The 22,972-nt window shown below is 64.1% G+C and carries 21 protein-coding genes and 1 tRNA gene; 9 read left to right on the top strand and 13 right to left on the bottom strand.

What is annotated here, in order from left to right; all coding sequences use genetic code 11:
* The first annotated feature begins 182 nt into the window (after positions 1 to 182).
* The 3 genes from ACX80B_RS16340 to ACX80B_RS16330 all read left to right on the top strand — a co-directional run bounded on the left by ACX80B_RS16340 (position 183) and on the right by ACX80B_RS16330 (position 2,831).
* The gene (locus tag ACX80B_RS16340) at positions 183 to 956 is read left to right on the top strand and encodes a 3-hydroxyacyl-CoA dehydrogenase (protein ID WP_459298076.1); all 774 of its coding nucleotides are present in this window, start codon (positions 183 to 185) and stop codon (positions 954 to 956) included.
* Positions 953 to 2,140 (top strand): acyl-CoA dehydrogenase family protein, encoded by a 1,188-nt coding sequence (locus tag ACX80B_RS16335; RefSeq protein ID WP_459298074.1) that lies wholly within the window; start codon positions 953 to 955, stop codon positions 2,138 to 2,140. The genes ACX80B_RS16340 and ACX80B_RS16335 overlap by 4 nt, the downstream gene beginning before the upstream one ends.
* A gap of 76 nt (positions 2,141 to 2,216) precedes the next feature.
* Complete coding sequence (locus tag ACX80B_RS16330) at positions 2,217 to 2,831, top strand: flavodoxin family protein (RefSeq protein ID WP_459298072.1); 615 nt, start codon at positions 2,217 to 2,219, stop codon at positions 2,829 to 2,831.
* 70 nt (positions 2,832 to 2,901) lie between these two features.
* On the opposite strand, the gene ACX80B_RS16325 is transcribed toward ACX80B_RS16330, so the two are convergent.
* On the bottom strand, positions 2,902 to 3,729 hold the full coding sequence (locus ACX80B_RS16325) for a DUF1684 domain-containing protein (RefSeq protein WP_459298070.1): 828 nt from the start codon (positions 3,727 to 3,729) through the stop codon (positions 2,902 to 2,904).
* 96 nt (positions 3,730 to 3,825) lie between these two features.
* Here ACX80B_RS16325 and ACX80B_RS16320 point away from each other — a divergent pair, with 96 nt between their 5' ends.
* The 3 genes from ACX80B_RS16320 (at position 3,826) to ACX80B_RS16310 (ending at position 5,791) form a co-directional block, all read left to right on the top strand.
* Positions 3,826 to 4,380 carry an SRPBCC family protein gene (locus ACX80B_RS16320; protein ID WP_459298068.1) on the top strand — a complete coding sequence of 185 codons (555 nt, stop codon included), beginning with the start codon at positions 3,826 to 3,828 and terminating at the stop codon, positions 4,378 to 4,380.
* A 96-nt stretch (positions 4,381 to 4,476) separates the two neighbouring features.
* On the top strand, positions 4,477 to 5,403 hold the full coding sequence (locus ACX80B_RS16315) for an NADP-dependent oxidoreductase (protein WP_459298147.1): 927 nt from the start codon (positions 4,477 to 4,479) through the stop codon (positions 5,401 to 5,403).
* 82 nt (positions 5,404 to 5,485) lie between these two features.
* Positions 5,486 to 5,791 carry a hypothetical protein gene (locus tag ACX80B_RS16310; RefSeq protein ID WP_459298066.1) on the top strand — a complete coding sequence of 102 codons (306 nt, stop codon included), beginning with the start codon at positions 5,486 to 5,488 and terminating at the stop codon, positions 5,789 to 5,791.
* A gap of 26 nt (positions 5,792 to 5,817) precedes the next feature.
* On the opposite strand, the gene ACX80B_RS16305 is transcribed toward ACX80B_RS16310, so the two are convergent.
* From ACX80B_RS16305 to ACX80B_RS16295, 3 genes are read right to left on the bottom strand one after another with little or no spacing between them, the layout of a single operon-like run.
* Positions 5,818 to 6,477: a DedA family protein gene (locus ACX80B_RS16305; protein WP_459298145.1), complete on the bottom strand. Its 660-nt coding sequence runs from the start codon at positions 6,475 to 6,477 to the stop codon at positions 5,818 to 5,820.
* 42 nt (positions 6,478 to 6,519) lie between these two features.
* Complete coding sequence (locus ACX80B_RS16300) at positions 6,520 to 7,440, bottom strand: pseudouridine synthase (protein WP_459298143.1); 921 nt, start codon at positions 7,438 to 7,440, stop codon at positions 6,520 to 6,522.
* A 12-nt stretch (positions 7,441 to 7,452) separates the two neighbouring features.
* Positions 7,453 to 8,322 (bottom strand): LysR family transcriptional regulator, encoded by an 870-nt coding sequence (locus tag ACX80B_RS16295; RefSeq protein WP_459298064.1) that lies wholly within the window; start codon positions 8,320 to 8,322, stop codon positions 7,453 to 7,455.
* Between the two features lie 69 nt (positions 8,323 to 8,391).
* On the opposite strand from ACX80B_RS16295, the gene ACX80B_RS16290 reads away from it, so the two are divergent.
* Positions 8,392 to 9,315 carry an EamA family transporter gene (locus ACX80B_RS16290; protein ID WP_459298062.1) on the top strand — a complete coding sequence of 308 codons (924 nt, stop codon included), beginning with the start codon at positions 8,392 to 8,394 and terminating at the stop codon, positions 9,313 to 9,315.
* Here ACX80B_RS16290 and ACX80B_RS16285 read toward each other — a convergent pair.
* From ACX80B_RS16285 to ACX80B_RS16260, 6 genes are all read right to left on the bottom strand, one after another.
* Positions 9,312 to 9,980, bottom strand: a complete 669-nt coding sequence (locus ACX80B_RS16285) for an FMN reductase (RefSeq protein ID WP_459298061.1) — start codon at positions 9,978 to 9,980, stop codon at positions 9,312 to 9,314. The genes ACX80B_RS16290 and ACX80B_RS16285 overlap by 4 nt on opposite strands.
* A gap of 43 nt (positions 9,981 to 10,023) precedes the next feature.
* Complete coding sequence (locus ACX80B_RS16280) at positions 10,024 to 10,353, bottom strand: GNAT family N-acetyltransferase (RefSeq protein WP_459298059.1); 330 nt, start codon at positions 10,351 to 10,353, stop codon at positions 10,024 to 10,026.
* 81 nt (positions 10,354 to 10,434) lie between these two features.
* A complete protein-coding gene (locus ACX80B_RS16275; RefSeq protein WP_459298057.1) occupies positions 10,435 to 11,319 on the bottom strand; it encodes a DNA-formamidopyrimidine glycosylase family protein in 885 nt (294 codons plus the stop codon).
* A gap of 9 nt (positions 11,320 to 11,328) precedes the next feature.
* Positions 11,329 to 16,413, bottom strand: a complete 5,085-nt coding sequence (locus tag ACX80B_RS16270; RefSeq protein WP_459298141.1) for an Lhr family ATP-dependent helicase — start codon at positions 16,411 to 16,413, stop codon at positions 11,329 to 11,331.
* Positions 16,414 to 16,465: 52 nt separating this feature from the next.
* On the bottom strand, positions 16,466 to 17,245 hold the full coding sequence (locus ACX80B_RS16265; RefSeq protein WP_459298055.1) for a DUF4232 domain-containing protein: 780 nt from the start codon (positions 17,243 to 17,245) through the stop codon (positions 16,466 to 16,468).
* Between the two features lie 123 nt (positions 17,246 to 17,368).
* Positions 17,369 to 18,541, bottom strand: coding sequence for an AI-2E family transporter (locus ACX80B_RS16260; protein ID WP_459298054.1), 1,173 nt, complete (start codon positions 18,539 to 18,541; stop codon positions 17,369 to 17,371).
* Positions 18,542 to 18,646: 105 nt separating this feature from the next.
* Between ACX80B_RS16260 and ACX80B_RS16255 the strand changes: the two genes are divergently transcribed.
* Both ACX80B_RS16255 and putP read left to right on the top strand, forming a co-directional pair.
* The gene (locus ACX80B_RS16255; protein ID WP_459298052.1) at positions 18,647 to 19,327 is read left to right on the top strand and encodes a haloacid dehalogenase type II; all 681 of its coding nucleotides are present in this window, start codon (positions 18,647 to 18,649) and stop codon (positions 19,325 to 19,327) included.
* A 148-nt stretch (positions 19,328 to 19,475) separates the two neighbouring features.
* Complete coding sequence (gene putP / locus ACX80B_RS16250; RefSeq protein WP_459298050.1) at positions 19,476 to 20,993, top strand: sodium/proline symporter PutP; 1,518 nt, start codon at positions 19,476 to 19,478, stop codon at positions 20,991 to 20,993.
* A gap of 92 nt (positions 20,994 to 21,085) precedes the next feature.
* On the opposite strand, the gene ACX80B_RS16245 is transcribed toward putP, so the two are convergent.
* From ACX80B_RS16245 to tadA, 3 genes are all read right to left on the bottom strand, one after another.
* Entirely contained in the window at positions 21,086 to 22,159 is a 1,074-nt protein-coding gene (locus ACX80B_RS16245) for a DNA polymerase IV (protein WP_459298048.1), read from the bottom strand.
* A 94-nt stretch (positions 22,160 to 22,253) separates the two neighbouring features.
* Positions 22,254 to 22,341: transfer RNA gene (locus ACX80B_RS16240), tRNA-Ser, on the bottom strand.
* Positions 22,342 to 22,437: 96 nt separating this feature from the next.
* Positions 22,438 to 22,890 (bottom strand): tRNA adenosine(34) deaminase TadA, encoded by a 453-nt coding sequence (gene tadA, locus ACX80B_RS16235; RefSeq protein WP_459298046.1) that lies wholly within the window; start codon positions 22,888 to 22,890, stop codon positions 22,438 to 22,440.
* Positions 22,891 to 22,972 lie beyond the last annotated feature (82 nt).

Genomic DNA, 22,972 nt, shown 5'->3' with positions numbered 1-22,972 from the left:
TGCCTCTGGCGGCTATTCGGCGCGCGTATAGCCGTGCAGGTCGGCATGCTTCTTCCGGGTCAATGCGGATTGCGGCACAGGCGGCTAAGCTCGATGTGACGGTTGCGCTCCCCGGTCTGAATCGCGGACTCGTTGAGACGGGAGCGCTTCTTTATGACGTGCCGCCACATCAAGGAGGATGGATGGACATCGCGAGCGGAGTCGCCCTGGTCACCGGTGGTGCATCGGGTCTGGGTGCAGCGACAGCTAAAAAGCTTTACGACGACGGCGCATCCGTGGTGATCGTCGACCTGCCACAGTCGAGGGGCACCGAATACGCCGCCGAGCTCGGTGAGCGCGCTGTGTTCATGCCGGCGGACGTGACGAACGAGGCCGAGGTCCAGGCCGCCGTTGATGCCGCCGTCGAACTCGGTCCGCTGCGGATTGTGGTCAACTGCGCCGGGGTGGCGACTCCCGGCAAGGTGCTCGGACGGGATGGGGTGCTCCCGCTGGAGAAGTTCCAGCAGGTCATCCAGGTCAACCTGATCGGAACCTTCAACGTCACGCGGCTGGCGGCGGCAGCGATGGTCAAGACGGAACCGGTCGACGGCGGACTCGGCCCGGAGCGCGGCGTCATCGTCAACACGGCATCGGTTGCTGCCTTCGACGGCCAGATCGGCCAGCCCGCGTATGCGGCGTCCAAGGGCGCGGTGGCCGCGATGACCTTGCCGCTGGCCCGCGAACTGGCGCGCTCGCAGGTTCGGGTCATGACGATTGCGCCGGGGATTTTTGAAACACCTATGATGGCGGGTCTGCCGCAGGAAGCGCAGGACTCGCTCGGTGCCCAGGTGCCGCACCCGTCCCGGCTCGGCAAGCCCACAGAGTACGCCTCCCTGGCCGCGCACATCATCGAGAATGCCATGCTGAACGGTGAGACGATCCGCCTGGATGGGGCGATCCGGATGGCACCGAAGTGACCGATTTACCCTCGGCAGACTATTTTTCCTTTGAGGAGCTGCTGAATAAGGCCGAGCGGAACAAGCTCGAGGAATTGCGCGGCTTCCTGGCGAAGGAGGTGGCGCCCAACGCAGGGCAGTGGTGGAACAGCGGCGAATTCCCACACGAACTGCTGCCCAAGCTCGGCGGCCTGGGGCTGAGCACGCCGGTCCAGCAGGGCTACAGCCACCTCTTTGCCGGCATTGTCATCGCGGAAATGACGCGCTGCGACACGTCCATCGCAACCTTCTTCATGGTCCACCACGACCTCTTCGTCGATGCCCTGCACCGGTTCGGGTCGGAAGAACAGAAGAACAGGCTGCTCGACGACGCCATGCATCTGCGCACGACCGGTGCCTTTGCGCTGACCGAGCCCGAGCATGGTTCGGACGTGGCGGGCGGAATGGCCACCACGGCCACCCGCGATGGGGACACCTGGATCCTCAATGGCGCCAAGCGCTGGATCGGCAACGGAACGTTCTGTGACTACATGCTGCTGTGGGCGAGAGACTCGGAGACCGGCCAGATCCGCGGGTTCATCCTTGATGCAACGCTGCCAGGGGTCAGCCGCACCAGGATCGACAATAAAATTGCGCTGCGCACCGTGCAGAATGCCGACATCAAGCTCGAGGATGTCCGTGTCGCCGAAGCCGACCGCTTTGCCGGTATTTCCAGTTTCGAGGACACCAAGTACCTGCTCCGTGGGTCTCGGATCCAGGTCGGCTGGCAAGCCGTCGGCCAACAGCTGGCGGCGTTCGACGTCGCGCGGCGGTACGCCGTCGAGCGGCATCAGTTTGGTAAACCCATCGCCGGCTTCCAATTGGTGCAGGAGCAGCTGGTCCAAATGCTGGGAAATACCGTCGCGAGCATGGGCATGATGACCAGGGTCGCGCAGCTGCAGGAGGACGAATACCTCAATCCAAAGCCCGGCCGCAGCAGGGTGGACATGCCGCAGGCCGCACTCGCAAAGTCCTACACCTCCGCCCGGATGCGGGAAACCGTCTCGCTCGGCCGCGGGATCCTGGGCGGCAACGGAATTGTCACCGACTACGGAATGGCGAAGGTGTTTGCCGATGCCGAGGCGATTTTCACCTATGAGGGCAGCAAGGAAATCAATACCCTGATCACCGGGCGCGACATTACCGGCGTCTCCGCCATCCTCTGATTGGGGAGATAACGTCCCGATATCGAGTTCGCGACCCCGGTAGTAAGGTTGCTTCCTTTTCGGCACAATGGCCAGTATGGATACTCAAGAACTCAACGCCATCGCACTCGTCTGCACGCTCACCCCTTCACCTGCCTCCTCCAGCAGCGACCTGCTTGCCCGGCAGATCCTCGACGGACTGGCCGAGCACAACGTTTCCGGATCCGTCGTCCGGGTCGTGGATCACGATATCCGGCCGGGTGTGAAGACGGATATGGGCGACGGCGACGAGTGGCCGGCCATCCGGGAGAAGATCCTGGCGGCAGACATCCTCGTGCTCGCGACCCCCATCTGGCTGGGCCACCCGGCCAGCATTTCCCAGCGGGTTTTGGAGCGCCTCGATGCGGAACTGGCGGAGACCGACGACGCCGGACGGCCGATTATGTTCGACAAGGTCGCCATCGTGGGCGTCGTGGGTAATGAAGACGGCGCGCACCACGTCATTGCCGAGATGTTCCAGGGCCTGAACGACGTCGGCTTCAGCATTGCGGGCCAAAGCGGAACCTACTGGGTCGGCGAGGCTATGCACGGGACCGACTTCAAGGACCTGGACAAAGTCCCGGACCCTGTGGCGAAGACGACGGCGACGGCCGCCCGCAACGCGGCGCACCTGGCCAAGATGCTCAAGCAGAACGCCTACCCGGCAGGCTAGCGCAATACAGGCCGGTCAGCGCGGGCAAACTGCCAGCGTGCCACACGCCGGCCAGCGTGTCAGACACCGGTCAGTGCGGCGCCTTTTCGCCTGCTTCAACGGCCAGCTCGAGCGAATTGACCCGCATCGGGGCCGGGCAAGCGCCGAAGTCGGTGAAGCTGAACGGATAGTTGATTGCGCGGTTGAAGTCGATCGTCACGGAGCCGTCCTCCGCCGGCGGACCGGTTTCGACGAAGCGCCATGCCGCCGTCGTCACGCCATTGGTCTGGTCGTGGAAGTTCAGCCTCAGCCCACCGTCCGCGCCCGCCGAGGCAGCCAGCCGGTGCGTTCCGCCGTCGAACTCAAAAAGCACGTCGCCGACCGCTGTAACAGGAATCGTCACGTCGTGCCGCGCGGACTTGACCGGTTCGGTGCGGGGTTCGTCGTGCGGCGTGAACCGCGCCGGCACCACCCAGCCCGGTGAGAAGTCGAACGTCGGCACGCCGTCGAACTCTCTCAGTGTTGCAGCGCGAGGGTCGCGGATCCGCACGGCGTAGCGGTTCGAACGCATTGCCAGTTCAATCATTAGTTCGCCGTTCCGCAGCCACATCAGCGATTCACCGTTGGACAACTGCGCGGTGATGGTGCCACTGACATGCTGGCCGGTGACCTGCGCGGATTCGGCGGAAGGATTGGCAATGCTGAAGTGCTCCGCGCCGTCGGTCGTCAGCGCCGCCGTCGTTCCATCGCTCCGCCACAACCCCGGCAGCCCCTCCAACTGTTCCGGAACGCTGGGCAACCACTGGAAAGACGTCAGCGTGAGCCAGCCATGCTGGGATGCCAGCGTCTCCTCCCGCTTGCGGTGCCACTCGGCCCATTCAGCTTCGGCGGTGGACAATTCCTGTTGATCAGCGGGCATGGGTCAATTCTGACCGGTCGAAAACCGTGGAACAAGTTTGGCATCGTCAGTAGAGTCAACAGGAGAAGAACGACGACGACGTCGAAAGGCACCAGTGTGGGCAACGAAAACCTGAATAGGGACATGGCGCGGCATCCGCTCGGAGGGGTCGAGCAGATCGATGACGAGCGGAGTGCGCTGACCTTTGAGCGGGTGTACGCCTACCCTGTGGAGGACGTGTGGGCGGCGTTGACCCGGCCGGAGCAAACCATCAAGTGGCTGGCGGAGTCGGACGGAGAACTGCAGGTCGGCGGCGCCTTCAACCTGCGATGGCGCAACGTTCCCGAGGAAGATCTCGAGTGGTGGGAAGGGCGGATCCTGCAGATCGAGCCACCGAACCTGTTGGTCTACAACAATCAGGCGCACGGGCTGCTGCGCTGGGAATTGGAACCCACGGACGACGACGGCGGTGCTGGCACCCGCCTGAAGTTCACGAATGTGGTCAACGCGGTGGGGGAGCAGGCACTGATGAGCGTGGCAGGATGGCATACGCATCTGGACCATCTGCAGGAGGCGCTGCAGGGCCGGTCGGTTGACTGGCCGCATTGGTGGGAGGATCTTTATCCCTCTTGGGAAGCCGTACACGCCGACTACGTCCGGGAATACGCATAGAGGTACATGTCGGGGGAGAACAGACATGCAGGGAATATGTCTGACAAATCGGCGGTTCCCGGCAGGAACGATCCGATCAATCTCGAGGAGGAAGCTGTGAAGGCTGCGTACTACGAAGCATTCGGCGGGCCGGAGGTCCTGAAGTACGGCGAACAACCGGAACCAAAGCTGGGACCGGACACTGTGCTCGTCGACATCAAGGCGAGCTCGGTCAACCCCGTCGACTGGGCCGTTATGGGCGGTTACCTGGACTCCATGAGTTACGCGCACTTCCCGGTCATTACCGGCTGGGATCTCGCCGGCGTCGTCAAAACACCGGGTCCCGCCGTCGAGGAATTCCAGCCCGGCGACGAGGTGATCGGCTATGTCCGGATGGACGTCATCGGCCACGGCACCTTTGCCGAGCAGGTGGCCGCACCGGTCCGGACCCTGGCCCGGAAGCCGGAAAACGTGAACTGGGAGCAGGCCGCGACCATCCCACTGACCGGGCTGACTGCGTACCAGTCCCTGGTCCACTTCCTGCAGGTCTCCGACGGCGACACCGTGCTCATTCATGGCGGCTCCGGTGGAGTCGGGACGTACGCAGTCCAGATCGCCCGCGCCAAGGGAGCCCGCGTCATTGCGACGGCGTCGGAGCGCAATCACGACTTCCTCAAGGATCTGGGCGCCGAACCAACCAGTTACGGCGAGGGCGCGGTTGACCGGTTCAAGGCACTGGCGCCGGACGGAATCGACGCTATTTTGGACCTTTCCGGCGGAGATGAACTTGCGCCGAGCGTGGAACTGCTCAGGACTCCCGGCCGTGTGGTCTCGGTGGTGAACCCAGGGGTGAAAGAGATGGGCGGGCACTACGTGTTTGTCCGGCCAGACCCTGAGGACCTGGCGGCGTTGACGGAACTGGTCGAGGCCGGAAAGGTCACGCCCGTGCTGACAGAGACGTTCGAGCTCAAGGACGCAGCCAAGGCGTTCGAGCTCAGTATGGGTGGACACGTCCGTGGCAAAATAGCCATCCGCGTGCAGTAGACCGGTGAAGGTTCTGCCATGAGCAAAGGTAGCGACTAAAAAGAAGGCTGTGAACATGGGAGGGCGGTGGCACACTGGTCTCATGCCGTCGTTCCGCGCCCTGCTTAGTATCCTCGAGCTCCGTCCGGGTCATCGTCCGGAGGACGTGATGGAAAGCGCCACCGCAGCGGTTGGGTCGGCGCACCTTATCGAGGCGCACCACCTCGATGTCGTCGCCGGTATCCCGCGGATTACCGTGCGCTTCATGGTGGAGACGAGCACCGATGCGGATGAGAACGACGCCGCTTGCCAGGCCGCAACCAACATGCGCCATGCTGTCCAGCAGGTGGCCGACGTCGGGAGGCTGGGAGTGCTGCGCCGGAACCGCGGCCGCTGGGAACCGGTCTAGGTGGTCCTCAGCGAATGAGGGAAAGGTCAGCGGCGGGGACCTGATGCGAGCAGGTCGCGGTCTTCCGCGTCCGGCGACTCCTGAGGCGTGACTCCACCGTTGCGGCGGTTCTCCCAGGCGGATTTGAGGCCCACACCGCTGGCGATGAGAACCCCGACGACGATCCCAACGCCGACGCCGATCACCGCGCTGGCCCACCAGGGGAGATCGGTGGTGGATCCGGTCAGGTAGCCGAGCCCCACCATCCAGCCACCCCACATCAGCGACCCCACGGCGTCGGCCAGCAGGAAGCCTTTGGTAGGCACATGCGCCATGCCGGCTGCCGCCATCGTTGCTGTTCTGCCTGCTGGTATGAAGCGGCCGGCGATGATGGCTGCGTACGTCGAGGACGATCCGCCTTTATTCGCCGCCTTCAGGATGGCCCGGTGGACGGCGCGCCCCCATTTGAAACGGTCGAGGAAACGCGACAGCTTCTTCTTGAACAGGAAATAGACGAGGGCGTCGCCAAGCCACGCTCCCAATCCGGCGAGAACGACGGCGACAATTACGTTAAGCTGGCCGGCCGCGGCGAGCGCTCCGGTGGTGACAACGAAAATCTCGGATGGCACTGCAGGAATGGCAGCGTCGATGACCACCAGCGGAACTATTAGGAAATAGAAAGCTGGATGCCAGGCGCCCAAGCTCATGAAGTCCACGTTTCAAATGTAACTGGTAGGCCGCTGGGAAAGCTATGGGCGGGAGACGGGATGGCTCCCGAATTCACGAAGCTGTAACCGGCTGTTGTACTGAACAGATGTCCCGGACAGCGGGTCGGTGAATTCGATGGACCGGGCCAGCAGCTGCAGGGGTTTGTCGAAATCGTCCGGAGCTTCTTCCAGCAGGGTGGGGTAGAAGCGGTCGTTGAGGATGCCGATTCCCCGCGAGGCCATATGCACCCGGAGCTGGTGCGTCTTGCCCGTGTGGGGTTCCAGCCGGTATCGGCCGAGCCCCTGGTGCGAGTCAAGTAATTCGATCCTGGTTTCGGCGTTCGGTTCGCCCTCGATTTCCTGGGACAGCAGATATGTCCGGGACTTGAACATCCTGCTGCGGACCGTTGCGGGCAGCTCGAGGTCCGGGTTCAGCGGAGCGACGGCCTCGTACGTCTTGCGGACCTTGCGGTGCTCGAAGAGGGTCTGGTATTTCCCCCGGGTGCGCGGGTCGACGGAGAAGAGGAGGACGCCCGCTGTCATCCTGTCCAGGCGGTGGATGGGAACCAGGTCCGGCAGATCGAGCAGCACACGCAGCCGGACCAACGCCGATTCGGCCACGAACATGCCCCCGGGCGTCGTGGGCAGGAAGTGCGGTTTGTCCACGACCAGCAGGTTCTCGTCCTGGTGCAGGATGTCGAGCTCGACCGGTATGCGGCGCTCTTCGGGGAGCTCGCGGTAATACCAGATGAAGGTGTGCTCGTTCAGCGGCGTCTGCGGTGTGACCGGAACGCCCCCGACGCCGACCACCTCGCCGCGCTCGAACCGCTCCACGATTCCGTCCGGATCAACATGGTTGAACCGCTTGAGGACGTACTCCATCGCGGTCTCCCAGTGCCCCTCGTCCGGCAGGCGCAAACGGGTCGCGTTCACGCCGTTACGGACGGGCAGAGGGGATGTCATCACCGCACAAGTCTACCGGCCGCTCAATCCGCCGGGGTTAGCCAGGTAGACCTCCTCGATCAGGGCCGCCAGTCGCTCCACGTAGGGATGAAGGTTGTCCTCCGGCCACATCACCCACACCGGAATCCCGGGTGCATCCTTCACCGGAACGTACCGGACATCGCGGCGTGGAAAGTGCGCGGCCGTGGCTTCGGAGGTCACACCGACGGCCTTGCCCATCGCGATCGTCTCCAGCCAATGGTCGGTGTCGACGGTCTCGACAATCCGCAGTGGTTCCGACGCCGGAAACAGGACCTCCGTCGTCGTTCCGGTTTTCCTGTTCAGCGCCAACGGCCGGGATGCTATTTCCATAAGGGTGACGCTGCGCCGTCGGGACCACTCATCCTGGCGGGGTACTGCGCAGACGCGCCGTTCGGAGCCGACCCGGTGCAGGCGGTAACCGGCGCGGTCCGGGTCGCCGCGGACAATGGCGGCATCGCTGATGCCTTCAGCAATACCTCCCGTGGGGCTGTTGTGATGGCTCAGGATGAGTTCGACGCCGGGAAACTTCGCCTCCCAGAGAGTGTAGAGCCGGCGGGTCCTCAGCCCCAGCCCGGACCAGGCATAACCCACCCGCAAGGTCGTCGCCTGGGCCAGGAGCGGAAGTGAGTCAATATCGCGCAGTGCACGGCGGGCACGCAGCAGCACCTCGTTGCCGGGCTCGGTGAAGTCGAGACGGCGCGAGGACCTGTTGAGCAGGCGGGCACCGAGTATGGCTTCGAATTGGGCAATGCTGCGGGAAATGGCGGCCTGCGAGACCTTCAAAGAGATGGCCGCGTCGGTGAATGTTCCTTCATCGGCGACCGCCACCAGCGCCCGCAAATGCCGCAGTTCCACATGCATAACCCAAGTGTATAGATCCAGCGCGGAATGCATTTTTACGACGGCGGCTTCCGGAGTTCAACTGTCTGCATGACCGCTTTAGTTCACCGTCGGCGTTCCGGCCTGCATGGAACCTCAGGAAAGAGCAGTACGTCCGGGATCAACGTCCTGATTGCCGGTGCTTCCTCCCAGCAGCTCGGGGCTGCCGTCGGTGCCAGCCTGTTTCCGGTGCTCGGCCCGGTGGGAGTGATCGCGTTGCGGCAACTGGTCATGGCGGCGGTCCACCTGCCGCTGGGCAGGCCACCGCTGCGGAGCCTGACCCGAAGTCAGCTGGCTCTGGGCATTGCCCTCGGTTTGGTGATGGGAATGATGAATCTGACCCTGTACTTCTCGATAGAGCGGATCGGTCTTGGACTGGCGGTCACGCTGGAGTTCCTCGGACCACTAGCACTGGCGCTGATTTCCTCCCGCCGCGCGGTCAACGCAGTTTGCGCCGTCGCCGCCGGAGCCGGGGTTTTTGTCCTTGCCGGTCCGCAGGCCAGCAACGACCTGATCGGCATCGCCCTGGGTTTGGCAGCCGCAGCATGCTGGGCCGGTTACATCCTGGTCAACCGCGCGGCCGGGGCGAGTCTGCCAGGTCTCCAGGCCCCCGCCATCGCGGCCGCGACGTCTGCGGTCATCTTCGTTCCGATCGCAGTTTTCGTCGTTGATTTCGACGCCGTGACTCCGGCGGTGCTCGGCTTCGGCGTGCTGGCCGGAATTCTTTCCTCAGCCTTGCCGTACGCCGCTGATATCTTTGTGCTCCGCCGGATGCCGCCCGGACTGTACGCACTTATGGTCAGCGTCAATCCGGTCCTCGCCGCGCTGGCCGGCTTTATCCTTCTGGCCGAGTCACTGGCGCCGCTGGAGTTGGCGGCGATCGCCATGATCACGCTGGCGAACGTCGTCGCCGTCGTCGCCATGCAACGGGACGGAAGCCGGCAGCCCGCGCTGGTGCCGGCGGAACGGACCTAGGACGTGCTTTGGCCGGCGAGCAGTTCCTCGAAGGAGCGCTCGTCATCCGCTGCCCGCCGCTGGACGGGGACCGTCTGCCCGATGAGGGCCGCGAGTTCACTGCCCGCGCGGTCGGTGCGGTCCGCCAATCCGTCGACGGTGGCGTCGCCATTTCCCCAGTCGGAGGGAGCGGCGTAGACCGACGTCGGGGCAACATTCGCCCGCAGGTACTGGAACAGCGGACGCAACGCGTACTCCAAGGCCAGTGAGTGCCTCGCAGTTCCTCCGGTTGCGCCCAGAATCATCGGTTTGCCGGTCAGGGTCTTATTGTCGATCACGTCGAAGAACGACTTGAAGAGTCCGCTGTAGGAACCGGAGAAGATCGGGCTGACGGCAATCACCCCGTCGGCAGCGAGCACGGCATCAATTGCCGCAGCCAGCCTGGGGGAGGCGAAGCCAGCCACAAAGTTGTTGGCGATGTCGACGGCGAGATCCCGCAGCTCGAAGACCTCGACATTGACCTGCCCGCCGGCGGCCTCGAGGTGCTTCCTGGTATCCGACGCCAGCTGATCTGCCAGCATCCGGCTCGACGACGGTTCGCTGAGTCCGGCCGAAACCACTGCAATCCGCTTTTCACCCATGGGAATCTTCTCTTCCTGATCTCCGATATCTTCATGCTTTTGCATCTATGTAATCGAACAGGGCAACCGGGGAAATTATTCCGTATCTTTACTTCATCCGCGGTGAATTCGGCCAGCGGACATCCGGAGCGGCCTCCGGGTTGTGCTTGATGTATTTTGCGACGAACGGGCAGTACGGGACAAGTGTCTTGCCGCGGGTGGCCGCGTCGGAAAGAGCGCCGGCGACCAGTGTGCTGCCCAGGCCCTGCCCGGCGAATTCCTCAAAGGTTTCGGTATGGGTGAAGGCGATTTCGGTTGATGATTCCCGGTACTCGGCAAAACCGGCATAACGGCCGTCGACCTTGATTTCGTACCGGCTCTCGTTCTCGTTGAGTTCGACGAAGGTGTTATCAGTCGTTGCTTCTGGCTGCTGATTCATGTCGGAGTGCATCCTTCGCTGGCCGGGAAAGCGCTTCAGGGCGGACCGAAAGTCCCACCCGGTGCCGCTGGTCCCATATTTTCACCCGGTACCGGAAGTGTCCACCTGCCCGCTGGAAGACGGCGGCTGGCAGAACGGGCAGAAGTAAATGTCCCTGGCGGTGGTGGCTGCGTCGCCCAGGCGGCCGTGTTCAACCAACGTTCCGCAACGGCGGCAGGGCTTGCCTGCCCGGCCATAGACCCACAGCCCTTCCGCCCCCCGGGCCGCCGCGAATCCCGTCGTGATACGGATGCTCCGGTTCCGGTTTACCTGCAGCAGCCGCTGGGATGTATCGACCATACGTTCAAGCCGGGGCACTTCTGCTACCGCGGCGCCGGGGTGGACGCCAGTGAGAAAACAAATTTCACTGCGGTAGACATTGCCAATGCCGGCCAGATTCCGCTGGTCGAGCAGCGCCAGTCCAATAGCCCGGGCTGGATCGGTCCGGAGCCGCCGGACCGCCTCGTCGGCTTCCCAGTCCGGCCCCAGCAGGTCCGGGCCGAGATGCCCGACCGCTTTGTCCTCGTCGCTGCGTGCCAGCACCTCGAGGGTTCCAAGTGAGAATCCGACGGCGGTGACTGTGCCGGTCGCGAGCACGGCCCGGGCGGTGAAGGCGGGCCGGCGCCACTTTCCGCCGGAGCGGTAGACATGCCAGCTGCCTTCCATTTTCAGATGCGAGTGGATGGTGACGGGCCCGGTGGCTGCCCTCATGGAGCCGCCATTGGCAGCCGCATCGCCATCGTCCGTGGCATCTCCAAGCCGGATCAGCAGATGTTTTCCCCGCGCCAGCACCTCCGTCACGGTCCGGCCGGACAGATCCACGGTGGCATAGCGCGGCACCCGGAAGTCCGTACGGGTCAGCTTCTGTCCGGCGAGGGCGGCGTTCAAGCGTTGTGCCGCAGCCCAGACGGTGTCCCCTTCAGGCATCGGTCCACCTCATTTTCGGATCCGCAGGCCACGGGGAGTGGTGTAGAAGCCGGCCGTTTCGAGTGCATCGCCAACGGCCGTGCCGAGAATGTCGGTTCCGTTCACCTTCTCTATCGCCAGTTTGTCCACCGCTCCCCGCCGGACGGTGCCCGCCAGCGCAGCGGCAGCCGGGGTGACGGATTCGACGTCGTCGGTGAATGAGAGCAGGGTTTTGCCGCCGCGTTCCACATACAGGGTCAGTGCGCCGTCAACCAGCACGACCATGGCTCCGGCCTTGCGCCCGGGCCGGTGGCCGCTGTCGGTCGGCGGCCAAGGCAGCGCCGCGCCATAGGGATTCGCCGGGTCGGTTGCCGCCAGCGCAACGGCGGAAGGTTCCTGTTTGTGCAGCTGCGCGTCTTCGTTGAAGGACCGCAGCCGGTCGACGGTGGAGGGCAGCGCGAACTGCGCGGCGCCCAGGGATTCGATGAAGTAACCGCGCCGGCAGCGGCCCATTTCCTCCAGCCCGGAAAGCACCTTGTACTGCAGCGCGAAACCGCCGGGGATTCCTTCGGCGCCGACCGCCCCACGGGTGAGAATTCCGTACCGGTCCAGCAGCAGTTCCGCCGTGGCGTGCGCGTGAACGGTGGTGTCGCCCTCTGGCTCAGGCAGCAGCGACCAGCGGCCCCCGACGATGGGCGGCGAACGGCGTGCACCGGGACCGCCGGCGGCCGGTTCGGATTGGCCGGCAAGATTGCGGTTGGTCAGCCCACGTCCGGACAGCGAGCCACGCCTGCCGTGCCGAAGGGACCTGACCCGGGGTGCCGCGGCACGCTGCTTGTGGGCGGTGCGGCCTCCCGCCAGCATGGTCCGGACCGGTGTGAAGGTGTCATTGCTGATCCGCCCGGCCCAGGCGAGATCCCATAAGGCTTCGACGACGGCGTCGTCACCTGGAACTCGTGCGCTCGAGTCTCCGGTTGTTCCTCCGCGGGCTACTCCCATGGCACCCTTTGTCGCCGTCGCATCCGTTGCCGCAGCCGCGTCCCTTGCCGCCGTCGGGTCCGCAGCGTTCATTGCCGCCGCGGCCGTGGTCGCCCCGTCTGCCAATTGCCGGAAGAAGTAGGCGCCGCCGGAGGCGAGGAAGTCCAGGATCGCGAGCTGGAGGGCGGACGGTTCGTGGCCGGCGGCGGGATTGAGCGTCAGCGGCGCGGTTTCCGCCAGGTGGAGGCTGATCCAGCCGTCGTTGCCGGGAATGGACCCGGCGCCGGACCAAAGGACTTCGCCGGTCGCCATCAGTTCGTCAAGCATGGCCGGCGAATAGTCGCTGACCCGGGAGGCGAGCACCAGCGGTTCCCATGCCGAAGCAGGAACGGGAACACCGGAGAGCTGGTCGATCACTGTTGCGACGCCGTCGAGCCCGCGCAATTGATTGGATTTTCCGGAGGCATTGACGTTTTGCCAGGCGGGCAGGAACCGGCCATAGGTGGCAGGATCAACGGGTTCGACGTCGTGGCGCAGGGCGGCCAAGGAGCGGCGCCGGAGCTTGCGCAGGACTTCGACGTCGCACCACTCGGAACTTGCCGGTGTGTGTCCGGCGGCGGGTGATTCCGACGGACGGAACTCTCCCTCCACAACCCGGCCGTCGGTGGCGAGGCGCTGCAGAGTGGTTTCGACGACGGCGATTCCCAGTCCCAGCCGGGCGGCGGCTTCGCTGCTGGTGAACGGTCCATGGGTGCGGGCATACCGTCCGATCAGGTCTCCCAGCGGATCCGCGACCGGTTCGATGAATGCGAGTGGAACGCCCATCGGCAAGGGTGTGCCCAAGGCGTCGCGCAGCCGGGCGGCGTCTTCCACCGGCGCCCACTGTTCGGCCCCTCCGATGTTGACCCGGAGCGCGCGGTTGGTTTTCACCAGTTCAGCCAGGTGCTCGTGAGCTTGCGACTCCGCGTGTGCCTGAGCCCGTGCCTCTGCGTCGGCCTGAGCCCGTGACGCTGCGTCGGGGTAGGTACTTTCCGTCGAGGTAGCGTGTTGCAACCCGCTACCTCGCAGCGAACCCGCTACGTCGGCGGAATCTGAACGGTCGGAGTCGCCTCCGGTCGTCGCTTCAGTGGTGCCGGATAGCTCGGCCGGACCAGACGCTTCCCCAGCTGACAGGCGGGCGGCGACCTCCGCCGTCGTCAATGGTCCCAATAAACGCAGCAGATCGGCGACCCCCTCAAGACCCCGCACTTTCCGGTCCTCGGCCAGGCGCTGCAGCTCCAGCTCGGTCTGTTCAATGACCTGGACGTCGAGCAGTTCGCGCAGTTCCGCCCGGCCGAGCAGTTCGGCGAGCATCGCCGGATCCAGCGAGAGCGCTGCGGCACGGCGCTCGGCCAGCGGGCTGTCGCCCTCATAGAGGAACGAAGCGACGTAACCGAAAAGCAACGACCGCGCGAACGGTGACGGCTGCTGGGTCGTGGTTTCGACAACGCGGAGCTCGCGCCGTTCGATGCCCGCGGCGAGCTCCTTCAATGCTGGTAGGTCGTAGACATCCTGCAGGCACTCGCGGACGGTTTCGAGCACGATCGGAAACGTGGGGTATTTGCGTGCGACGTCGAGCAGCTGGGCCGAACGTTGGCGTTGCTGCCAGAGCGGGGATCGCTTGCCGGGATTATGTCGTGGGAGCAGCAGGGCCCGGGCCGCGCATTCGCGGAAACGCGAGGCGAACAGCGCCGAACCGCCGACCTCCGCGGTGACGATGGCGTCCAGCTCATCGGCCTCGAAGATGAACAGCTCCGCTCCGGGTGGCTCATCGTCCATCATCGGCACCCGCAGCACGATCCCGTCGTCGGACGCCATTGCAGAGCCGTCCATCCCATAACGCTGCTGCAGCCGCGCGCCGACCGCCAACGCCCACGGCGCATGTACGGGCATCCCGAACGGCGAATGCAGCACCACCCGCCAGTCGCCCAGCTCGTCGTGGAAACGTTCGACGACGAGGGTCCGGTCATTGGGCACCTGACCGGTCGCCTGGGCTTGCTCAGTGAGGTAGGCCAGCAGGTTGTCGGCGGCCCAGTCATCCAGGCCATTGCTCCGGCAACGTTGCATCGCCGTCTCGGTGCTGGCGCTGGACAGTTCCCGGACGAACGAGCCCAGCGCCCGGCCCAGCTCTACTGGGCGGCCGAGGCTGTCGCCTTTCCAGAACGGCAGTTTCCCGGGCTGGCCATACGCCGGCGATACCAGGACCCGGTCGTGGGTGATGTCTTCGATGCGCCAGCTGGTCGCGCCAAGGGCAAAGACGTCTCCTACCCTCGACTCGTAGACCATTTCCTCATCGAGCTCGCCGACTCGCCTGCCGCCCGGCGCCTTGCCCTTCGAGCCGTCGTCGCTGCCGACCAAATACACCCCAAAGAGACCACGGTCGGGAATGGTTCCACCGGACGTAACGGCAAGCCGCTGCGCTCCCGGGCGGCCGGTGATCGTGCCGTCCACCCTGTCCCACACGATGCGCGGACGCAGTTCGGCAAACTCGTCCGACGGGTAGCGACCTGCCAGCAGGTCGAGGGTGGCGTCGAAGGCGGAGCGGGGGAGGGAGGCAAACGGCGCGGACCGGCGGACCGTGTCGAACCATTCCTCGACGTCGATACTCTCCAGTGCGGTCGCGGCCACCGTTTGTTGGGCGAGGATATCGAGCGGATTCGCCGGGATGGAAAGCGGTTCGATCTTCCCGGAAAGCATGCGTTCGACCGTGATGGCGGCATGCACCAGGTCGCCGCGGTGTTTAGGAAACAGCACGCCCTGGGAAACTTCGTCGACCTGGTGGCCAGCCCGGCCCACACGCTGCAGGCCGCTGGCCACCGATGGCGGTGATTCCACCTGGACGACCAGGTCGACGGCGCCCATATCGATGCCAAGCTCCAGGCTGCTCGTCGCCACCACGCAGCGCAGCCGCCCGGATTTCAGGTCATCCTCGATCATGGCGCGCTGGTCCTTGCTGACGGATCCGTGGTGCGCCCGCGCCAGCACCGGCTCGGCTCCTTCGGTCGATCCGGCCTGCGCCATGATCTCCGCCGGGGGACCCGAAGTCTCATCCCAAACAGAGGTGTCCGCCAGGGCAGTGCGGTCCGCATGGATCTCATTCAGCCGCGCCGTGAGGCGCTCGGCCAGGCGCCTGGAGTTTGCGAAAACGATACTGGACCGCTTGGCCGTGATCAGGTCGACAATCCGCTCCTCCACATGCGGCCAGATCGAACCCTGCGGCGGCGCGCCGATCTCCGGTTCATCGCTGGACGGCGCCACCCCGAGTTCCGTCATGTCCGGCACCGGAACGGAGACGGTGATGTCCCACCGCTTGTTCGACTCCGGCGCGACGATGGCCACCGGCGCGTTCCCACCGAGGAACCGGGCTACAGTTTCGTGCGGTTCCACAGTGGCGGAGAGGCCGATCCGCTGTGCGGGTTTAGGCAGCAGGGCGTCCAGCCGCTCCAGGCTGAGGGCCAGGTGGGCGCCGCGTTTGCTCCCGGCGACGGCGTGCACCTCATCAACAATGACGGTGTCTACGCCGGCCAAAGTGGCCCGCGCCTGCGAGGTGAGCATCAGGAACAGCGATTCCGGCGTCGTAATTAGTATGTCCGGCGGCCTCGACAGCAGCGCGCGGCGTTCCGACTGGGTTGTGTCGCCGGAACGGACACCAACACTGACATGCGGAGGATCCACGCCGAGCCGCTTGGCGGTCTGCGCAATGCCGATCAGCGGGGAACGCAGGTTGCGTTCGACGTCGACGCCGAGTGCCTTGAGCGGGGAAATGTAGAGCACTTTCGTGCTGCGTTTTTGCTGCTGTTGCTTGCCCTGGCGTTCCTTGCCGGCGGTAGGTTCCTTACCCGCAGGAGGTTCATCACCCACCTCGGTGTTCGATGCATTGCCCGCCTCGGTATTCGCGGCATCCGCGGCCACCAGCCGGTCCAGCGCCCACAGGAACGCCGCCAGCGTCTTGCCCGATCCGGTCGGGGCGACCACCAGGGCGTTGGAACCGGCCGAGATCGCATCCCACGCGCCCTCTTGGGCCGTCGTCGGCGCGGCGAAAGCACCCAGGAACCACTCCCGGGTCGCCTGCGTAAATCCGGCCAGCGGCGAGTTCATAGCCTTATCATCTCCCACGCTGCCGACATTATCGGCGGCGGGGGCGGCTCGGCTACTCCGCGGGCTGGAAGGACCCGATCGTCATGAGTTCTATCAGGGGATCCGCGCATGCCATGATGTTCTGCTGGACGATCAGGGAATCGTAGGCGCTGGGCGGGTATACGCGCAGTCCGGATGCTTCGACCTGCTCACACTGATCGCCATAATTGGCTGCTTTGGTCTGCTTCAGCGTTGCCATGGCGGATTCACCGGGCTGCAGGTCGATGGACACCGCAGGTTCCGAGGTACTGCGTGCTGCCGGAGTGCCAATCTGGTTCCCACCGGCGTCGACGTAGGACACTCCGGGGAAGCCTGCGAGCACGCAAGGGTCGGCGCTGGTGTTGGTAACTTCCAGGCCGCGATAAACACTTCCGGCCGTCGCGCCGCCCCGGATTTCCTCAATGCTGCCGGTCAGGTCGGCGGCATCGCACAGGGCCGGGTCGTTGTCATCCCTGTCAGGTTTGGACTCCGCCGGCGCCTCGGCTTGTGCATCTTCTTGATTGTCGACGGCGGCATCGTCACCTTCCGCCGGCTGCTGGCTGTGGCCCCCGCCCCCGCCGTCGTCGTTATTCTCCGAAGCGGACCCGGTGGCGGGCGCATCGGATTCTGCGGCTTCTTCCTCCGGCATCGGCTCCGCGTCCTTGGGACTGGCCTCCGCCGAGGAACTGCTGCCGGATTCGGTGGTTTCGGGCGCGGCAGGTTCAGACGTTGGTCCACAGGCAGTCAAGCCCATCACGACGGCGACCGATGCGGCCGCTGCAAGGGTGCTGCGTTCCCAGCCTCGGATAGTCATAGCAATACCTTGGAGGCAGCGCGTGCCCGAGTCAACTACTTTTGACGCTGTTCAGACAATTGGTGCAGGTTTGTAACCTGTGTGACGGAATTGACTCATGTGACTCGGTGGACTGCTTACGGGTCAGACTGCCTGTTCTTCGCTGCTGCGGTCCGGTTCGCTTGATGGCGTCTCCTCCCGGTCCGGCACATTCCAGACTTTGATAACCGTCCAGGCGACAGCCGTCATCGGAACGGCCAGGATCGCGCCAACGATGCCGCCCAGAATCGTTCCCGCGGCCAGCGCGAGCAGAATGACCAGAGCATGCAGCTTAACCGTGTGGCTCATGATGAGCGGCTGCAGCAGGTTGCCTTCGATCTGTTGGATGCCGATGATGACGATCACCACGATCAGGGCCACCAACGGGCCGTTGGTCACGAGCGCCACCAGCGCGGCCAACGCCCCGGCAATGGTGGCACCGATAATAGGAATGAACGCGCCCAGGAACACAATGACAGCCAGCGGCAGGGCCAGCGGAACTCCCAGAAACAGCAGGGCCAAGCCAATCGCGCCCGCATCCACCAGTGCAATGAGCGCGGTCCCACGAACGTAGCCGCCCATCACCACCATGGAACTGTCCCCGATCCGCTGGGCCCGGGCCAGTTGTTGACCCCGCAGCGGCCTAAGGAAGAATTCCCAGATTTCCTTCCCATCTTCCAAAAAGAAGAAGAGGACGACGACGGTCAGCAGTAGACCGGTGACCATGGACGTGAAGACACTCAGGCCCGCGATCGCACTGTTGCCGAACTGGCTGCTGGTGATGAAGTCGATGGCGGCTTCGCGCGCCTGGGTCAGTTGCTGGGCGTCAATGGGCAACGGGCCGCTGACGATGAATTGCTGTAGCTGATCGAGTCCCTGGGAGGCGTTGGAAACGAGTTCGTCCCACTGGCTCCGGACGGCAAAGATTATCGCGGTGATGATCCCGCCCAGAAAGGCCACCGAAGTCAGCAACGCAATCCAGGTCGCCAGCACTTTGGGAACATTCCTCCGCCGCATGAAATTCACCAGCGGGCTGATCGCGGCGGCCAGCAGCAGTGCTATCAGTAGCGGAATGACCACCAGCTTCAACTGGATTAGTGCGTAGACGGCAGCGATCGCCAGTGTCAGAATGAGCAGGATCTGAAGGGTGCGCATGGCCACCCTACCCAGACTGTCCGACCATACGCTGGAGACAGCCGGCCGGTGCCGGACCTTTCCCGCCAGATGCACCGTACCGGGCTCCAGGTTGTCGGTGGAACTGCTGCGTTTGCGCTTCATCGGCGTGGTCCTTTCGGCGAGCCCCCGGCTCTGCACTGGTCGCTAGGTCCACTCTATCGATCAGCGCAGATATTGTGATGTAAACCGCGGATCGAAGGAGCCACCATGAGTCAACCACCAACCGTCATTGTCTTCGACGTCAATGAAACTCTCTCCGACACCTCTCCACTCAAAACAAAGTTCGACGACGTCGGGGCGCCTGAGTACCTGGCCGACCTGTGGTTCGCCGGCGTTCTCCGCGACGGCTTTGCCCTTGCGGCTGCCGGGACCAGGGAGAAGTTCTCCGCCATCGCCGATGGTGTTCTTCGTAATGTGCTCAACACGGTGCCTCTGAACCGGAGGATGGATGACGCCGTCGAACATGTTCTGCAGGGCTTCGGCTCGCTGCCTGTGCATCCCGACGTGGTCGACGGGGTGACCGGACTGAAGGAGGCCGGCGCGCGGTTGATCACCTTGACCAACGGGGCGGTGGCAATATCGGAGCAGTTGCTCACTTCTGCCGGTGTCCGGAACCATTTTGAAACGTTGCTGTCGGTGGAGGATGCCGCTACGTGGAAACCGGCGCGGGCGTCCTACGAATATGCCGCCAATTCACTCGGCGAAAACCCCGCCAATATGCTGCTCGTCGCCGTTCATCCCTGGGATATCGACGGCGCATCACGGGCCGGATTCCAAACCGCATGGGTCAACCGGACGGGTGCGGAATACCCCGCTCATTTCAGCGCCCCCGACTTCTCCGTAACGGCGATCACGGAACTCGCGGCAGCGGTGGGATTAACCCCCTGAATCGGTTTTTTGTCAAGAGCCGCAGCTGTGAGCCAACTCACGTAATTAGCCAACCTGTGTGGATCCTTGGAATAGTAGGCGGCTGCACACAGCACTTTCCCAGAAATGCTGCCATCAAAGCACTCCCGTCAGATACGGAAGGACATTTATGACTGACCAGACGTTTAAGATTCTGGCTATGGTGATCTACATGCTCGCCATGCTGGGTATCGGCTGGTACGCATACAAGAAGACCAGTGACCTCGACGACTACATGCTTGCAGGCCGTGGACTCCGGCCAGGCACCGCCGCACTGAGCGCCGGCGCCTCGGATATGTCCGGCTGGCTGCTCATGGGTCTGCCGGGCGCCATCTACCTCTCCGGTCTGGGCAGCGCCTGGATCGCCATTGGCCTGACCATCGGCGCATGGCTGAACTGGAAGTTCGTCGCGCCGCGACTGCGCAGCTACACCGAGGTTTCAAACAACTCCATCACGGTGCCGAGCTTCCTCGAGAACAGGCTCAAAGACAAGTCGCGCCTGCTCCGGATCGTTTCCGGGGTCATCATCCTGGCGTTCTTCACCTTCTACGTCTCCTCGGGCATGGTGGCTGGCGGAACCTTCTTTGAGAGTTCCTTCAACTCCAACTACACGGTCGGCATGATCGTGGTTGCCGGTGTGACCATCGCCTACACCCTCTTCGGCGGGTTCATGGGTGCAACCTTCACCGACGTCGCGCAGGGCTGCCTGATGCTGATTGCTCTGATCGTCGTTCCGATTATTGGCCTGACCCAGGTCGGCGGCTTCACCGGCATGGTTGACTCGGTCAGCCAGGTTGACGACTCCATGATGAACCTTGTCGCCGGTACTTCGGTGCTAGCCATCATTTCCGCCGCGGCATGGGGGCTCGGTTACTTTGGCCAGCCGCACATCATCGTCCGGTTCATGGCACTTCGCAGCACCAAAGATGCCAAGGCCGGCCGCCGGATCGGTATCGGCTGGATGCTCATCACCGTCATCGGCGCCACCCTGACCGCACTGGTCGGTGTCGCGTACTACCAGCAGAACCCGCAGTTGAGCCTGGAGGATCCGGAAGCAGTGTTCCTGGCCTTGGCTCAGGTGTTCTTCCACCCGTTCGTCGCTGGTATCGTCCTGGCCGCTGTTCTGGCCGCGATCATGAGCACCATCTCTTCGCAGCTGGTCGTCAGCTCCTCCGCTCTGGTGGAGGACCTGTACAACATGATCGCCAAGAAGACGCTGACGCCGCGACAGGGTGTTGTCCTCGGGCGCTTGGGTGTGCTCACTGTGGCGATCATTGCGATCATCCTGGCCTCCGGCCGCAACGAGTCCATCCTGGCTCTCGTGGCGTTCGCCTGGGCAGGCTTCGGTGCCTCCTTCGGTCCGACAATCCTGTTGGCGCTCTACTGGAGGAAGTTCAGCACCGCGGGTGCACTGTCCGGCATGATCGCCGGTGCTGTCGTCGTCTTCACCTGGGGCAACTCCCCGCTGGCCGACGTGATGTACGAGATCGTTCCCGGCTTCCTGCTCAACGTGATCGTTGCGGTTGTCGTGAGTAAGTTCACCTTCAAGGAAAACGCAGAGATCGAAGCAGAGTTCGACGAAGCGGTCCGCCGCGTCGAGTTCCCGGATTCCGCTCCGGTCGAGAAGGAAAGCGTCACCACCCGGTAACCACTCTTTCCTGGAGTATTCTCCGCATAATTACGGCGGCCGCACCAACTGGGTGTGGCCGCCGTACTACTTTAAAGATTGCGGCGCCGTCGTCACCAGCCACTACGGGTCGGCGTGTGTCCCTTTCTGGCGTCGCCGGGCATTGCCATTTCGGCCCGCAGGCCCAGGAGCCGGATAGGACGGCCCGCTTCGATTCCGGCTGCGAGGTCCAAGGCCCGGGCCAGGATCTCTTTCCGGTCGGAGGTCTCGGGAATCCTCCGCGCGTGGGTCTTGGTGAAGAACGGTGCGTACCGAACCTTGAGGGTCAGCCCAACCACCGGCCGTCCTTCGGCCGCAACATCCTCAAGGACCCGCGCTGTCAGCTCCCTCACGGCGTCGTCCACCTGGCCCGGTTCGGTCAGATCGCGTTGGAAGGTAGTCTCCCGGCTATGACCGTGGGCAACCCACGGGGTGTCGTCCACAACACTGGTGCCGTCCCCGCGTCCAAGGTCTGCGTACCAGGGCCCCATCTTCGGTCCGAACTCCGGCACAAGGTCTTGGGGGTCGGAGGCGGCGAGCTCGGCGACTGTGTTGATCCCGAGTTTGGCCAGCCGGGCTGACACTTTGGTCCCGACGCCCCACAGGTCCTTGGTGGGCCGGCCACCCATGACGTCGAGCCAGTTCCCGGAAGTGAGACGGAAGACGCCCGCCGGTTTACCAAAACCCGTGGCGATCTTGGCTCGAACCAGGGTGTCGCCGATGCCCACGCTGCAATGAAGCTGCGTTCGCGCCAAGACGGCGGACTGCACCTGCCGGGCGTAGGCTTCCGGGTTCTCTGTCTCTGTCCCTACAAAGGCTTCATCCCAACCCAGCACCTGCACGGTGGCGCCGGACTGCGCGCGCAGGGTAGCCATCACCATGTCGGAAGCTGCAAGGTAAGCCTCGTGATCGACGGGCAGAATCACAGCATCGGGGACTTTCCGGGCTGCAATGCGTAAGGGCATTCCAGAACCCACTCCGAACACCCTGGCCTCGTAGGATGCCGTCGACACCACAGCCCGTTCGGTGGGGTCGCCTCTGCCGCCGACAATGATCGGCTTACCTCTAAGCTCCGGCCGCCGGAGCACTTCGACAGCCGCTATGAACTGGTCGAGATCGACGTGCAGCACCCATCGGATTCCGCTCACACCACCAGTTTGCCCTAAACATCCGTGGCAAGCATTTGTGGCAAAGCAAAAGGTCCCGCTTCCCTCTCTTTACAAGGGAAACGGGACCTTTTCTTGGCGGTGACGGTGGGATTTGAACCCACGTTGGCTTTCACCAAACAACATTTCGAGTGTTGCACCTTCGGCCGCTCGGACACGTCACCAACTCCGCTACTTTACCCGGTCAGGGCCCCGGAGCCCAAAATGCCGCCGCCCTTCGTGCGAGTGCATTGCGCGCCTGTGAAGAAAATGGACTACCACTACCTATGACCAGCGAAGAATTCCTTCAGCAGGGCGGCACATTCCTCCTCACGGACTCCGGCATAGACCTCAACCCAGTGGTTCAGGCGTCGTTCGCGCAGCACGTCGAAGACCGAACCGGCGGCCCCGGCCTTCTCGTCCCAGGCGCCAAAGACCACGCGCGGAATTCTGGAGAGCACGATCGCGCCTGCGCACATGGTGCAGGGCTCGAGCGTCACGACCAGGGTGCAATCCTCCAGCCGCCAGCTGGCGAGGTTCTGGGCGGCCTCACGGATTGCGAGCATCTCGGCATGCGCGGTTGGGTCTGCTTCCGCTTCCCGCTCGTTACGCCCTGTGCCCAGGATCTGGCCGTCTGGGCCGAAGACGACTGCTCCGATGGGTACATCGCCGGTCTCCAGCGCCCGGCGGGCCTCGTCCAGGGCGAGGCCCATCCAGTCGGCGTAGCGTTCCATATAGTCCAGTCTGCCGGATGTCCTGGGCCGTTCCCTATTGGTCCGCCCGTTGGACCACTGCTGGACGGGCGGGGAGCGCCTG

The organism is Arthrobacter monumenti (assembly GCF_054511255.1).
This window is presented reverse-complemented; position numbering and strand designations above follow the sequence as displayed.